The following is an 11,605-nucleotide window of genomic DNA, read 5'->3' on the forward strand; positions in this document are numbered from 1 at the left end:
GCGTCAAGCCAGCCAGGCCGCCAGGTCGGTCTTGAGCTGGCGCAGATCGGCCTGGCGCGTGTACATCATGTGGCCGGCGTCGTAGTAGCGGTGGGTCACGCGGGCGAGCACGCTGGCCGGCACGTTCAGCTGCGCCAGACTCCAGTCGCTGGCGCTGTAGGGTGTGCCAAGGTCGTAGCGGCCGCTGGCGGCCAGCACCTTCAGGTGCGGGTTGCGGCGCAGCGCGCGGGCCAGGTCGGGGCTGGTGCTGCAGAAGCCCATGCTGCCACGGCCGCCGCCCTCGCCGCGCGCCCACTGCCAGCCACCGTTGACCTCGTAGCTGAGCACGTTGTAGCGGTGCTCCAGGTCGATGGCCAGCGTGCCGCGGTAGTAGGCCAGCGCGGCCATCGTGTAGGGGCCGGCGATGGCCTCGATGCCGGGGTCGAACTCCATCTCGCTGGCGCGGCTGGCCGCCGCCGGGCCGGTGCCGCGCGCCTCCAGCCGGCCGACCACTTGGCCGCGCGCACGCAAGGCCTCGGTGAAGTAGCAGCGGTCGCTGATGCGCAGGTTCTGTTCTTCCACCAGCGTGCGCGGCAGGCCGGTGAGCTCGGCCACGCGGCGCGCCACGGCGCTGCGGCGCTTGTCGCTCAGGCGGGCGCCAGCCTGCAGGGCGCTGACGTAGTCGTCCTGCACGAAGGCCTCGGCGGCGGCGCGTGCGGCTTCGGGGCTGGCGGCCTGCGGGCCGCTCAGCAGCCCGTGGTACTGCGAGACGTTGGCAAAGGCCGGCAGGAACAGGCTGTAGGGCAGGTCGTTGGCCGGCGCGAACGCGATGCTCTGCAGGTCCATCGCACAAGAGACCAGGATCACGCCGCTGAGCACTGCGCCCAGGCTCTGCATCTTGTCGGCCAGGCCGGCGCCGCGCGTGGTGCCGTAGCTCTCGCCGGCCAGGAAGAGCGGCGAGCTCCAGCGCTGGTGGCGCGTGAGCCAGCCGCGCATCACTTCCGTCAGCGCCTCGATGTCGCCGTCCACCGACAGGTGCTTCTTGCGCGCCTTCTCGCTGGCGCTCAAGGACCAGCCGGTGTGCGGCGGGTCGATGAAGACGAGGTCGAAGTGCTCGAACCAGCTGTGCGGGTTGTCTTCCACCGCGTAGGGGGGCAGCGGCATGCTGCCGTCATCGGGCACCACCACGCGTTTCGGGCCCAGTGCGCCGAACTGCAGCCAGATGCTGGCCGAGCCCGGGCCACCGTTGAAGGCGAAACACACCGGCCGCGTCTTCGTGTCGGCGTCTTGCAGCAGGTAGGCGGTGGTCATCACAGCGCCCTCGGGCTCGCCGGCCGCGCCGGCCAGGCCCCCGGGCAGCACGGGCATGAAGGCGGCGCTGACGCGGTAATCGAGCACGCGCCCGCCGAGGGTGATCTGCGCCGTGCTTTCCGCTGCGGGGCGCGCCAGCAGCTTGTCGACCAGGGCTCTCAGGCGCTTGGCGTCGTCGTCGGGGGTGGCTGGGGTGGCGGGGGTCGCGTCGGCCATGGTCGGAGGTGTCGGTTGGAGGGGTGGACGTGGAAGAGGAGGATAGGCCAGCCGCGCGTCTCAGGCGCCCGTGCCGGCCAGCAAGGCGCCATAGCGCGCGATGTCGACGTTGCCGCCGCTGAGGATGACGCCCACGCGTCGGCCATGCGCCTGCACCACGCCGTGCATCAGCGCGGCAGCGCCCAGCACGCCGGTGGGTTCCAGCACCAGCTTCAGGCGTTCGGCGAAGAATCGCATCGTCTCGACGAGTTGCGCATCGTTCACCGTTTCGATGCGGTTCACCAAACGCTGGATGACGGGGAAGGTCAACGTGCCGCTGTGCTGCGTCTGCGCGCCATCGGCGATGGTCTTGGGGGTGTCGATGTGCACGATGCGGCCCTGGGCCAGGCTCTGCTGCGTGTCGTTGCCGGCCTCGGGCTCGACACCGATGACCTCGATACCCGGGCTCAGGTGGTGCGCGGCGACGGCGCAGCCGCTGATGAGGCCGCCGCCGCCCACGCAGACGAGCAGCACGTCGAGCGGACCGGTTTCCTGCAGCAGTTCCCACGCGGCCGTGCCCTGCCCAGCCATCACGTGCGGGTGGTCGTAGGGCGGGATCAGCGTCATGCCGCGCTCTTGCGCCAGCTTTCGGCCGATGGCCTCGCGGTCTTCGGTGTAACGGTCGTAGAGCACCACCTCGCTCGCCTGCTGGCCCACCTGGTAGCCGCGCGTGGCGGCGAGCTTGGCCGCGGGCGAGTCTTGGGGCATCACGATGACCGAGGGCATGCCGAGCAGCCGCGCCGACAACGCGATGGCCTGCGCGTGGTTGCCCGAACTGAAGGCGATGACGCCGGCCTGCCGCTGCTGCGGCGTGAACTGCGCCAGCGCGTTGTAGGCACCGCGGAACTTAAAGGCTCCCATGCGCTGCAGGTTCTCGGCCTTGAAGAAGACCTGGGCGCCGGTGGCCTCGTCGACCGTGCGCGAGGTGATCACGGGCGTGCGGTGGGCCACGCCCTGCAGCCGCGCGGCGGCGGCTTCGACGTCGGCGGCGTTGATGGCGAGCGCAGCGGTGTTGTCGGTCGTCATGGTTCGGATCAGGCCGCGGCCGGGCCTTGGAAGCCGCCGCGGCGGTAGGTGAGCACGAGGGTGTCGCGCCAGGCCGGCTGGCTGGCATCGACGGGCTGGATGGGTGTGGTTTCGTGGATCACGCGCTCGTCGTCGAGCAGCAGCACGCTGAAGGGCTCGCGCAGCGTGAAGCGCACGCCCTGCGGGCCGCGCGCATCGAAGACGCGGGTCTCGCCGCCCTTGACGTTGTGGCGGTCGATGATCAGCACCGCGACGAGGTCGACCCCGTCGCGGTGCGCGCCCTCGGGCGTGGGGCGGCCGATGCCGCCTTCGGTGTCGATGCGGAAAGGGTGGGCCTCGACAAACCAGTTTTCCGGGCCCGGGCCTGCCCCGCGCAGGGCATCGGCCACGCCGGCCAGGCCCTGGAGCAGTTGCGCCCAGGCCGGGTCTTGCTGCAGGGCGGCCGGCAAGGGCTCGAACCAGCGCTCGTAGCCCCCGTGCAGGGCGTTGTACTCCACGGGTTGCCAATGCGCGCGGTGCGGCTCGGCTTGCAGGCTGCGGGCGCTGACACGGAAGCAGCCGTGTCGTCGCTTGCGGTAGCGGCCGCCATCACGCAGGTGGGGGTCGGGCGGCAAGGCCGGCCACAGGGGCTGCCAGGCCTGCCAGGCGGGAAGCGCAGCGCCGCAAAGGCGTGCCAGCGCGGGGGCGTCCAGCACGGCCCAGCCGGCGGTGGCCAGCTGGGCGGGCAGATCGTCCAGCGCGGTGAGAGGGGGCGGTGGGTGCATGCGGAATCAGGGCCGAGGAAGTACCAACGGGGGTGCGGCCAGGGTCTCGGGAGGGGTCTGCGGCGGGCCGCCGCCTACCCCAACCGGGCGCCTGCGATTGGAGTCGTGCCTCCAATCGGCTGTCAGCAAGACGAGGGCTGGCCGCGTTATGGTGCCTGCTGACCATGCGCCCCACCCTGCCCCCGACCACCGCGCCCAGTTGCCTGGTGGAGATCATCGAGCTCAAGTGGCTGCTGCGTGGCCATGGCATCGACCTTCACGTCGAACGCCTGCAAAGCGACCCCGAGTATGCCCGGCAGACGCTGGACACCGCGGCGGCCTTGCCCCATGCCCCGCTGCGCGCCGCTGCCGCGCGGCTGCGTGTCTTTCTCCTGGGGTCGCAGCCCGGCTGACCGGCGAAGCCTGCCCATTGGGGCGGGTCCGGGTTTGCCGCCCTGTTGGCCAGGCCTGCGCGCGGCGTAGGATGAACCGGCGAAGCGCTTCGTCCGGAGGTTTGCCATGCATCCTGCCCTGAACCGCAGCCTGCCACGCCCCGCATGGGGTCGCCTGTGGGGCCGGGTGGCCCTGCCGCTGGTCTTGGCCGCCAGCGGCCTGGTGGGGTGCGCCGTCGCCCCGCCGGCCGCAACGCCTGCGGCTGCGCTGCTGCAGGACAGCCTCTACCCCGGGGCGCCGGCTGCCGTCGACGTGTCGGGCGTGCTCGCCATGAGCCCGGCCATGCGGCAGTACCTCAGCACCGAACTGTCCGGCCTGGACAACGCGCCCGACCGCCGCCAAGCCCTGCTGGCCGCCCTGCGTGAACAGGGGCGGCTCAAGCTCGACTACGACGATGGCGACACGCGCAACGCGGCCGAGGCCTTCGACAAGCGGGCCGGGCACTGCCTCTCGCTCGTGGTGATGACGGCCGCCTTTGCCAAGCACCTGGGTCTGCCGGTGCGCTACCAGCAGGTGCATGTGCGACCGAACTACAGCCGCGCCAACAGCCTGACCTTTGCCAGCGGCCACGTGAACATCGTGCTGACGGCCTTGCCCACCGATGGCCCCGGCCGCAGCACCGCTGGCGAAGACCTGACGGTCGACTTCGTGACGCCCGAGGAACTGCGCGGGGCCCGGATCGAGCCCATCTCCGAAGCCCGTGTGCTGGCGATGTTCCTGAACAACCGGGCCGCCGAGCAACTGGCAGCGGGCCGGCCTGCCGAGGCCTATGCATGGGCGCGTGCCGCCGTGCTGCAAGACCCCAGCTACCTGGGTGCCGTCAACACCCTGGCCGTGATCTACCTGCGCAGCGGCCACCACGCTGCGGCCGAACAGGCGCTGCAAAGCGTGCTGGCCCGCGCGCCCGATGATGTGCCCGCCGTCTCCAACCTCATCGCCACCCTCGCGGCCGCCGGGCGCCAGGCCGAGGCGGCACCCTACCGGCGGCGCCTGGCGATGCTGCAACGCCACCCGCCCTTCCATTTCCTCGACCTCGGCGTCGCGGCCCTGCAGAAGGGCGATCTGCGCCAGGCGCGCTCGCACTTCGAACGTGAACTGCGGCGTCAGCCCTTCCAGCACGAAGCCCACTACTGGGCCGGCGTGGCCGATGCGCTGCTGGGCGACCCGGCCTCGGCGGAAGAACACCTGCGCCGCGCCATCGAGCACAGCGGCAACCCGACGCTGGGCGCCCGCTACAGCGCGAAGCTGGCGGCCTTGAAGAGGCAGGCCCTGTAGCCCGCGGGTCCGGGTTGCCAAGCGGCCCGGCGATGTGCGGTCTTCACGGCGCCGCCAAGGGGCCGTCAGGCGCAGCGGTTACGCTGGCGCCCCATGACGAACCGAGACAAGAAGCCGAACCCCCTGCTGGAGATCGGCATCACCGTGTTGCTGCCGGCCTTCATCCTGATGAAGCTGAGCAGTCCCGAGCGCCTGGGCACCCTGGGTGCGCTGCTGCTGGCCCTGGCCTTTCCGGTGGGCTGGGGCCTGTGGGACGGCCTGCGCCGGCGCAAGCTCAACTGGTTCAGTGTGCTGGGGGTGGTGAGCACCTTGCTCACCGGCGGCATCGGCCTGCTGAAGCTCGACGCGCAATGGCTGGCCGTGAAAGAAGCGCTGGTGCCGGGGCTGATCGGCGTGGCCGTGCTGGCCTCGAACTTCACGAAGTCGCCGCTGATCCGCGTGCTGGTCTTCAATGCCGACCTCTTCGACCTGCCCAAGGTCAACGCGGCGCTGGCTGCGCGCGGCAATGTGGTGCCCTTCGAACTGCGTCTGCGCACCGGCACCTTCCTGCTGGCCGGCACCTTCTTCTTCTCGGCGCTGGCCAACTATGTGCTGGCGCGCCTGGTGGTGAGTGCGCCGGCCGGCACCGAGGCCTTCAACGAGCAACTGGGCAAGCTCACGCTGCTGAGCTACCCCGTCATCGCCATTCCGAGCATGCTGATGATGATGGGCCTGATGTTCTGGCTGGCGCGTGGCGCCAAGGCGCTGACGGGGCTGGACCTGGGCGACATGCTGCAAGGCGGCGCGCCCGCCGGCAAACCGTCGGCCTGAGTTCGCCAGGCGCGCTGCGTCTTCAGACGATGATGGGTTCCGGCTCCAGCCGGATGCCGAAGCGACCGTAGACGCTCTCCTGGATGGCGCGCGCCAGCGTCACCACCTCGGCGCCGCTGGCGCCGCCGCGGTTCACGAGCACCAGGGCCTGCTTCTCGTAGACGCCGGCACGGCCGACCGTCTTGCCCTTCCAGCCGCAGGCGTCGATCAGCCAGCCGGCCGCGAGCTTCACCGTGCCGTCGGGCATGGGGTAGTGCACGATCTCGGGGTCGCGGCCGATGATGTCGCGGCACTGCTCTTCGGTGACCACCGGGTTCTTGAAGAAGCTGCCGGCGTTGCCGATGACGGCCGGGTCGGGCAGCTTGGCGCGGCGGATGGCGCAGACCCAGTCGAAGACCGTGTTCGCGTCAGGCGCGTGGTTGCCGGTCTCGGCCATCTTGCGCTCGAGATCCAGGTAGCCCAGCAGCGGCTGCCAGGGCTTGGGCAGGCGGAAGCGCACGCGCGTGATGACGCTCTTGCCCGCCAGCCCGCCGAAGCCGGTGTGCTTGAAGACGCTGTCGCGGTAGCCGAAGCGGCATTCGGCCGGCCCCAGCGTGACGCTGCGGCCGGTGACGAGGTCGATGGCGTCCAGGCTGTGGAAGCGGTCTTTCAGCTCCACGCCGTAGGCCCCGATGTTCTGCACCGGGGCGGCGCCGGTGCTGCCCGGGATGAGTGCCAGGTTCTCGAGCCCCGGCCAACCTTGCTGCAGCGTCCAGGCCACCACGCCGTGCCAGCTTTCGCCCGCGCCGGCCTCGACGATCCAGGCCTCGGGGGTTTCGTCCACCAGGCGTCTGCCGGCGATCTCGACCTTCAGCACCACGTCTTCCAGGTCGTGCGTCAGCACCACGTTGCTGCCGCCGCCCAGCACGAACTTGCGCGCCACGCCGTACTCGGGGTGATCCACCACGCGGCGCACGTCGGCCTCGGTCTTGATGCGCACCAGCGTGCGGGCCACGGCCGGCAGGCCGAAGGTGTTGTGTTCGCGCAGGCTGGCACGCGTTTGCACGTCGAGCGAGGGTTGCGCCGCGGGCGCCGGGGGGAGGGTCATGCCACAATTTTCGTGCATATTCCTGCGCTGCCTGCGGCCCTGCAGCGCCCCCCGTTCCCACAGCCCCCGAACCGCTCTCATGCCCAGCTTCGACGCCGTCATCGAACCCGATCTCGTGGAACTCCGCAACGCCGTGGAACAGGCGCAGAAGGAGATTGCCAACCGCTTCGATTTCAAGGGCAGCAGCGCGCAGGTGGACCTGACTTCCCCCACACCCAAGACCCGCGAACTCACGCTGTGGGCCGACAGCGATTTCCAGCTCGGCCAGGTGAAGGATGTGCTCATCACCAAGCTGAGCAAGCGCAATGTCGACATCCGCCTGCTCGACTTCAGCGCCACGCCGCAGAAGATGAGCCACGACAAGCTCAAGCTCAGCGTGCCCGTGAAGAGCGGCGTCGACGCCGAAACGGCCAAGAAGATGCAGGCCGCGCTGAAGGCCAGCAAGCTGAAGGTGCAGGCGGCCTTTCAGGGCGACGCGCTGCGCGTCACCGGGGCCAAGCGCGACACCCTGCAGGAAGCCATCGCGCTGCTGCGCAAGGAGCTGAACGAATGGCCGCTGTCCTTCAACAACTTCAGGGAATGACGGCGCTGCGCACCGCCGCGGCCGCGCTGCTGCTGGCCGTGGCCGGCGTGGCGCAGGCGCAGCTGGTGGTGTTGTCCGGCCGCATGGGCGAGAAGGCCCTGCTGGTGGTGGACGGCCAGCCCTACACCGTGGCCGTGGGCCAGACCGTGGCCGGCGTGAAGCTGCTGCGCTGGGAAGGCGACGTGGCCCAGGTGGAACGCGCCGGCCGCAGCTACCCGATGCGCGTGGGCGAGACGCCGGTGCTGCTGGGCGTGGCGCCGCCGCGCAGCGCTGCGCGCGAGATCGTGCTCACCGCCGGCTCGGGCGGCCACTTCACCGCCGCCGGCAGCATCAACGGCAAGCAGGTGCGCTTCATGGTCGACACCGGCGCCACGCTGGTGAGCCTGGGCAAGGACGATGCCGAGCGCCTGGGCCTCGACCTCTCGAACGCACGCCGTGGCACCACGCAGACCGCCAACGGCCCGGTGCCGGTGTGGCTGGTGACGCTGAACACGGTGCGGGTGGGCGAGGTGGAGCTGTCCAATGTGGGCGCGGCCGTGGTGCCCCAGGCGATGCCCATGGTGCTGCTGGGCAACAGCTTCCTTTCGCGCATGAGCATGAAGCGCGAGGCCGACGTGATGCGGCTCGAACTGCGCTGAACGCCCGCCCGCGTCAGCGGGGCTTGTCTCGCCAGCGACAAGAGCTTTTCGAACGGTCGTGCTAAAACCGTCCGTTCTTCGCCTGAAGAGCGTCGTGAACCCCGGAGTGCCTTGCCCATGGACCTGAACTTCACCCCCGACGAACTCGCCTTCCGGCACGAGATCCGTGCCTGGGTGGCCGAGAACCTGCCGGCCGACATCGCCCACAAGGTGCGGCACTCGCTGCGCCTGAGCCGCGAAGACCACCAGCGCTGGGCCAAGATCCTGGGCAAGAAGAGCTGGCTGGGCTGGGGCTGGCCCAAGGAATTCGGCGGCCCGGGCTGGAACGCCATCCAGAAGCACCTGTTCGAGGAAGAACTTGCGCTGGCCTGCGCTCCGCGCGTCATCCCTTTCGGCCCGGTGATGGTGGCGCCCGTCATCATGGCCTTCGGCAACGCCGAGCAGCAGAAACGCTTCCTGCCGGGCATTGCCAGCGGCGAGGTGTGGTGGAGCCAGGGTTACAGCGAGCCGGGTTCGGGCAGCGATCTGGCCTCGCTGAAGTGCAAGGCCGAACGCCGGGGCGACAAGTACATCGTCAACGGCCAGAAGACCTGGACGACGCTGGGCCAGTACGGTGAGTGGATCTTCTGCCTGGTGCGCACCAGCAACGAGGGCAAGCCACAGACCGGCATCAGCTTCCTGCTGATCGACATGAAGAGTCCCGGCATCACCGTGCGCCCCATCGTGCTGATGGACGGCGAGCCCGAGGTCAACGAAGTCTGGTTCGACAACGTCGAGGTGCCGACCGACAACCTGATCGGCGAAGAGAACAAGGGCTGGACCTACGCCAAGCACCTGCTCAGCCACGAGCGCACCAACATCGCCGACGTGAACCGCGCCAAGCGCGAACTCGAGCGCCTGAAGCGCGTGGCCAAGGCCGAGGGCGTCTACGACGACGCCCGCTTCCGCGACCAGATCGCGCTGCTGGAAGTGGACGTGGTGGCGCTGGAGATGATGGTGCTGCGCGTGCTGAGCGCCGAGAAGAGCGGCAAGCAGAGCCTGGACGTGGCGGGCCTCCTGAAGATCCGCGGCAGCGAGATCCAGCAGCGCTATGCCGAACTGATGATGCTGGCCGCCGGCCCGCTGAGCCGGGCCTACATCTTCGAGGCCATGGAAGCCGGCTGGCAAGGCGATCAGGTCGCCGTGCCCGGCGACATCCTGCCGCTGGCCAGCACCTTCTTCAACATGCGCAAGACGACTATCTACGGCGGCAGCAACGAAGTGCAGCGCAACATCGTGGCGCAAACCGTGCTCGGCAGCTGAGGAGACCAGAACCATGGATTTCGACTTCACCGAAGACCAGGAATCGCTGCGCGACGCCGTGCGCCGCTGGGTGGACAAGGGCTTTTCTTTCGACCGCCGCCACGGCCTGGCCAAGGCCGGCGGCGCGAGCCGCGCCGTGTATGGCGAACTGGCCGAGCTGGGCCTGGCCGGGCTGGTGATTCCTGAGGCCCACGGCGGCCTCGGCCAAGGGCCGGTGGACGCGATGGTGGTATGCGAAGAGCTGGGCCGCGGCCTGGTGAACGCGCCCTATGCCGAAGCCGCACTCATGGCGCCGGCCCTGCTCTCGGCCGCGCCCGAGGCGCTGCAGGCCGCTTGGCTGCCGCGCATCGCCGGTGGCGAAGCGCTGGTGGTGCCGGCGCTGCACGAACGCGCTGCGCGTTACCGCCTCACGAAGATCAGCACCACCGCGCAGCAGGTGGGCGGCCAGTGGCAGCTCACAGGCCAGAAGCTGGCGGTGCCCGCAGCCGACGAAGCCGATGCCTACATTGTGCCGGCGCGCATCAGCGGAAGCGACGGCGACACGGCCGGCATCGGCCTCTTCGTGGTGGAAAAGCTCGCCGCCACCGTGGCGCCCTACCCCACACAAGACGGCGCGCGCGCAGGCGACATCACCCTGAACGCGGCGGCTGCGCAGTTGATCACCACCGACGGCCACGCCGTGCTGGAAACCGCGGTCGACGCCGGCCTGGCCGCGCAATGCGCCGAAGGCGTGGGCCTGATGGACCGCCTGGTGGCCATCACCGTGGACTACATGAACACGCGCAAGCAGTTCGGCACCACGCTGGCCAGCTTCCAGGCGCTGCGCCACCGCATCGCCGACGTGAAGATGCAGCTGGAACTGGGCCGCTCGATGAGCTACTACGCCAGCCTCAAGCTGGGCGAAGCACCGGCGCAGCGCCGCCGCGCCATCAGCCAGGCGCGTGTGCAGCTGGGCCAGAGCATGCGTTACGTGGGCCAGCAGTGCATCCAGTTGCACGGCGGCATCGGCTGCACCGACGAGTACATCGCCAGCCACTACTTCAAGCGCCTGACGGTGCTGGAGATGACCTACGGCGACACGCTGCACCACCTGGGCGAGGTGTCTGCACGCATGCAAGACACCGCCGGGGTGTTCGCCTGAGTCCACGATGACGCTGGCTTCCGGCGCCATCACCGATGTCGCCGGCCTGAGCGTCGGCCACGCCGCGGCCGTGGGCCGGGCGACGGGCTGCACCGTGCTGCTGTGCCCCGAAGGCGCGGTGGCCGGTGTGGCGCAGCGCGGCGGTGCGCCCGGCACGCGCGAGACCGACCTGCTGCGCCCCGAAAACACCGTGCAGCAGGTGCACGCGGTGCTGCTGACGGGCGGCAGCGCCTTCGGGCTGGACGCTGCCGGCGGCGTGATGCGCTGGCTGGAAGAACGCGGCCACGGCTTCCCGGTGGGGGCGGTGGCGCGTGTGCCCATCGTGCCGGCCGCGGTGCTCTTCGACCTGTGGCTGGGCGATGCGCGCATCCGGCCCGGCGCGGACACGGGCTACGCGGCCTGTGAGGCCGCCAGCACCGGGGCACCTGCACAAGGCAATGCAGGCGCCGGCCTGGGCGCCACGGTGGGCAAGCTCTTCGGCATTGCGCGCGCCATGAAGGGCGGCATCGGCACCACCTCGCTGAAGCTCGGCCGCCACACCGTGGGCGCGCTGGTGGCGGTGAATGCCTTGGGCGATGTGATCGACGAACACGGCCGCGTCATCGCCGGCGCGCGCAGCGAAGACGGCACGCGCCTGCTAGGCAGCACGGCCGCTGTGCTGGCCGGCGCCGGCCCGGCTGCGATGATGGCTGGCATGGCCACCACGCTGGGCATCGTGGCCACCGACGCGGCGCTCACCAAGGCCCAGGCCACGGCGCTGGCCGGGCTGGCGCACCACGGGCTTTCGCGCGCCCTCAACCCGGTCACCGCACACGACGGTGACACGCTCTTTGCCCTGGCCACGGGCGGCAGCGGCACGCCGGGCGATCTCAACGCGCTGGGCCTGCTGGCCGCCGAGGCCGTGGCCCGCGCCATCCGCAATGCCGTGCGGGCGGCGCGATCACTGCCCGCGCAGGGCGGCTCGCCCGCCGTGCCCGCGGCCTGCGACTTCCAAGCCTGAAG

General features: G+C 70.4%; 12 protein-coding genes. 8 read left to right on the forward strand and 4 right to left on the reverse strand.

Translation table 11 applies throughout. The annotated features are described in order from the left end of the window. Positions 1-3 precede the first annotated feature (3 nt). From EOE66_RS09845 to EOE66_RS09855, 3 genes are read right to left on the reverse strand one after another with little or no spacing between them, the layout of a single operon-like run. The gene (locus EOE66_RS09845; protein ID WP_128228521.1) at positions 4-1,506 is read right to left on the reverse strand and encodes a S10 family peptidase; all 1,503 of its coding nucleotides are present in this window, start codon (positions 1,504-1,506) and stop codon (positions 4-6) included. A 60-nt stretch (positions 1,507-1,566) separates the two neighbouring features. Then, positions 1,567-2,571 (reverse strand): threo-3-hydroxy-L-aspartate ammonia-lyase, encoded by a 1,005-nt coding sequence (locus tag EOE66_RS09850; RefSeq protein ID WP_128228522.1) that lies wholly within the window; start codon positions 2,569-2,571, stop codon positions 1,567-1,569. 8 nt (positions 2,572-2,579) lie between these two features. Beyond that, positions 2,580-3,335, reverse strand: a complete 756-nt coding sequence (locus tag EOE66_RS09855) for a 2OG-Fe dioxygenase family protein (protein ID WP_128228523.1) — start codon at positions 3,333-3,335, stop codon at positions 2,580-2,582. Positions 3,336-3,499: 164 nt separating this feature from the next. Here EOE66_RS09855 and EOE66_RS09860 point away from each other — a divergent pair, with 164 nt between their 5' ends. The 3 genes from EOE66_RS09860 to EOE66_RS09870 all read left to right on the forward strand — a co-directional run bounded on the left by EOE66_RS09860 (position 3,500) and on the right by EOE66_RS09870 (position 5,852). Further along, on the forward strand, positions 3,500-3,727 hold the full coding sequence (locus tag EOE66_RS09860) for a hypothetical protein (protein WP_128228524.1): 228 nt from the start codon (positions 3,500-3,502) through the stop codon (positions 3,725-3,727). 106 nt (positions 3,728-3,833) lie between these two features. Next, positions 3,834-5,042 (forward strand): tetratricopeptide repeat protein, encoded by a 1,209-nt coding sequence (locus EOE66_RS09865; RefSeq protein WP_128228525.1) that lies wholly within the window; start codon positions 3,834-3,836, stop codon positions 5,040-5,042. Positions 5,043-5,135: 93 nt separating this feature from the next. Next, entirely contained in the window at positions 5,136-5,852 is a 717-nt protein-coding gene (locus EOE66_RS09870) for a VC0807 family protein (RefSeq protein WP_128228526.1), read from the forward strand. A gap of 22 nt (positions 5,853-5,874) precedes the next feature. On the opposite strand, the gene murB is transcribed toward EOE66_RS09870, so the two are convergent. Continuing rightward, positions 5,875-6,939: a UDP-N-acetylmuramate dehydrogenase gene (murB, locus tag EOE66_RS09875; RefSeq protein ID WP_245478983.1), complete on the reverse strand. Its 1,065-nt coding sequence runs from the start codon at positions 6,937-6,939 to the stop codon at positions 5,875-5,877. Positions 6,940-7,018: 79 nt separating this feature from the next. On the opposite strand from murB, the gene EOE66_RS09880 reads away from it, so the two are divergent. The 5 genes from EOE66_RS09880 (at position 7,019) to EOE66_RS09900 (ending at position 11,603) form a co-directional block, all read left to right on the forward strand. Next, positions 7,019-7,522, forward strand: coding sequence for a YajQ family cyclic di-GMP-binding protein (locus EOE66_RS09880; protein WP_128228528.1), 504 nt, complete (start codon positions 7,019-7,021; stop codon positions 7,520-7,522). Further along, positions 7,489-8,160 carry a retropepsin-like aspartic protease family protein gene (locus tag EOE66_RS09885; RefSeq protein ID WP_245478984.1) on the forward strand — a complete coding sequence of 224 codons (672 nt, stop codon included), beginning with the start codon at positions 7,489-7,491 and terminating at the stop codon, positions 8,158-8,160. The genes EOE66_RS09880 and EOE66_RS09885 overlap by 34 nt, the downstream gene beginning before the upstream one ends. Before the next feature lie 117 nt (positions 8,161-8,277). Then, positions 8,278-9,462: an acyl-CoA dehydrogenase family protein gene (locus EOE66_RS09890; RefSeq protein WP_128228529.1), complete on the forward strand. Its 1,185-nt coding sequence runs from the start codon at positions 8,278-8,280 to the stop codon at positions 9,460-9,462. Between the two features lie 13 nt (positions 9,463-9,475). Beyond that, positions 9,476-10,603 carry an acyl-CoA dehydrogenase family protein gene (locus EOE66_RS09895; RefSeq protein WP_128228530.1) on the forward strand — a complete coding sequence of 376 codons (1,128 nt, stop codon included), beginning with the start codon at positions 9,476-9,478 and terminating at the stop codon, positions 10,601-10,603. A gap of 7 nt (positions 10,604-10,610) precedes the next feature. After that, a complete protein-coding gene (locus EOE66_RS09900) occupies positions 10,611-11,603 on the forward strand; it encodes a P1 family peptidase (protein WP_128228531.1) in 993 nt (330 codons plus the stop codon). The last annotated feature ends 2 nt before the right edge of the window (positions 11,604-11,605 follow it).

This window comes from Rubrivivax rivuli, assembly GCF_004016505.1.
Taxonomy (GTDB): Bacteria; Pseudomonadota; Gammaproteobacteria; order Burkholderiales; family Burkholderiaceae_C; genus Rubrivivax; species Rubrivivax rivuli.

Excerpts from the sequence above, each read along its gene's own strand:
- murB (WP_245478983.1), bottom strand. The coding sequence starts at position 6,939 with ATGACCCTCCCCCCGGCGCCCGCGGCGCAACCCTCGCTCGACGTGCAA.
- EOE66_RS09890 (WP_128228529.1), top strand. The coding sequence starts at position 8,278 with ATGGACCTGAACTTCACCCCCGACGAACTCGCCTTCCGGCACGAGATC.
- EOE66_RS09895 (WP_128228530.1), top strand. The coding sequence starts at position 9,476 with ATGGATTTCGACTTCACCGAAGACCAGGAATCGCTGCGCGACGCCGTG.
- EOE66_RS09855 (WP_128228523.1), bottom strand. The coding sequence starts at position 3,335 with ATGCACCCACCGCCCCCTCTCACCGCGCTGGACGATCTGCCCGCCCAG.
- EOE66_RS09860 (WP_128228524.1), top strand. The coding sequence starts at position 3,500 with ATGCGCCCCACCCTGCCCCCGACCACCGCGCCCAGTTGCCTGGTGGAG.
- EOE66_RS09900 (WP_128228531.1), top strand. The coding sequence starts at position 10,611 with ATGACGCTGGCTTCCGGCGCCATCACCGATGTCGCCGGCCTGAGCGTC.
- EOE66_RS09880 (WP_128228528.1), top strand. The coding sequence starts at position 7,019 with ATGCCCAGCTTCGACGCCGTCATCGAACCCGATCTCGTGGAACTCCGC.
- EOE66_RS09865 (WP_128228525.1), top strand. The coding sequence starts at position 3,834 with ATGCATCCTGCCCTGAACCGCAGCCTGCCACGCCCCGCATGGGGTCGC.
- EOE66_RS09845 (WP_128228521.1), bottom strand. The coding sequence starts at position 1,506 with ATGGCCGACGCGACCCCCGCCACCCCAGCCACCCCCGACGACGACGCC.
- EOE66_RS09870 (WP_128228526.1), top strand. The coding sequence starts at position 5,136 with ATGACGAACCGAGACAAGAAGCCGAACCCCCTGCTGGAGATCGGCATC.
- EOE66_RS09850 (WP_128228522.1), bottom strand. The coding sequence starts at position 2,571 with ATGACGACCGACAACACCGCTGCGCTCGCCATCAACGCCGCCGACGTC.
- EOE66_RS09885 (WP_245478984.1), top strand. The coding sequence starts at position 7,489 with ATGGCCGCTGTCCTTCAACAACTTCAGGGAATGACGGCGCTGCGCACC.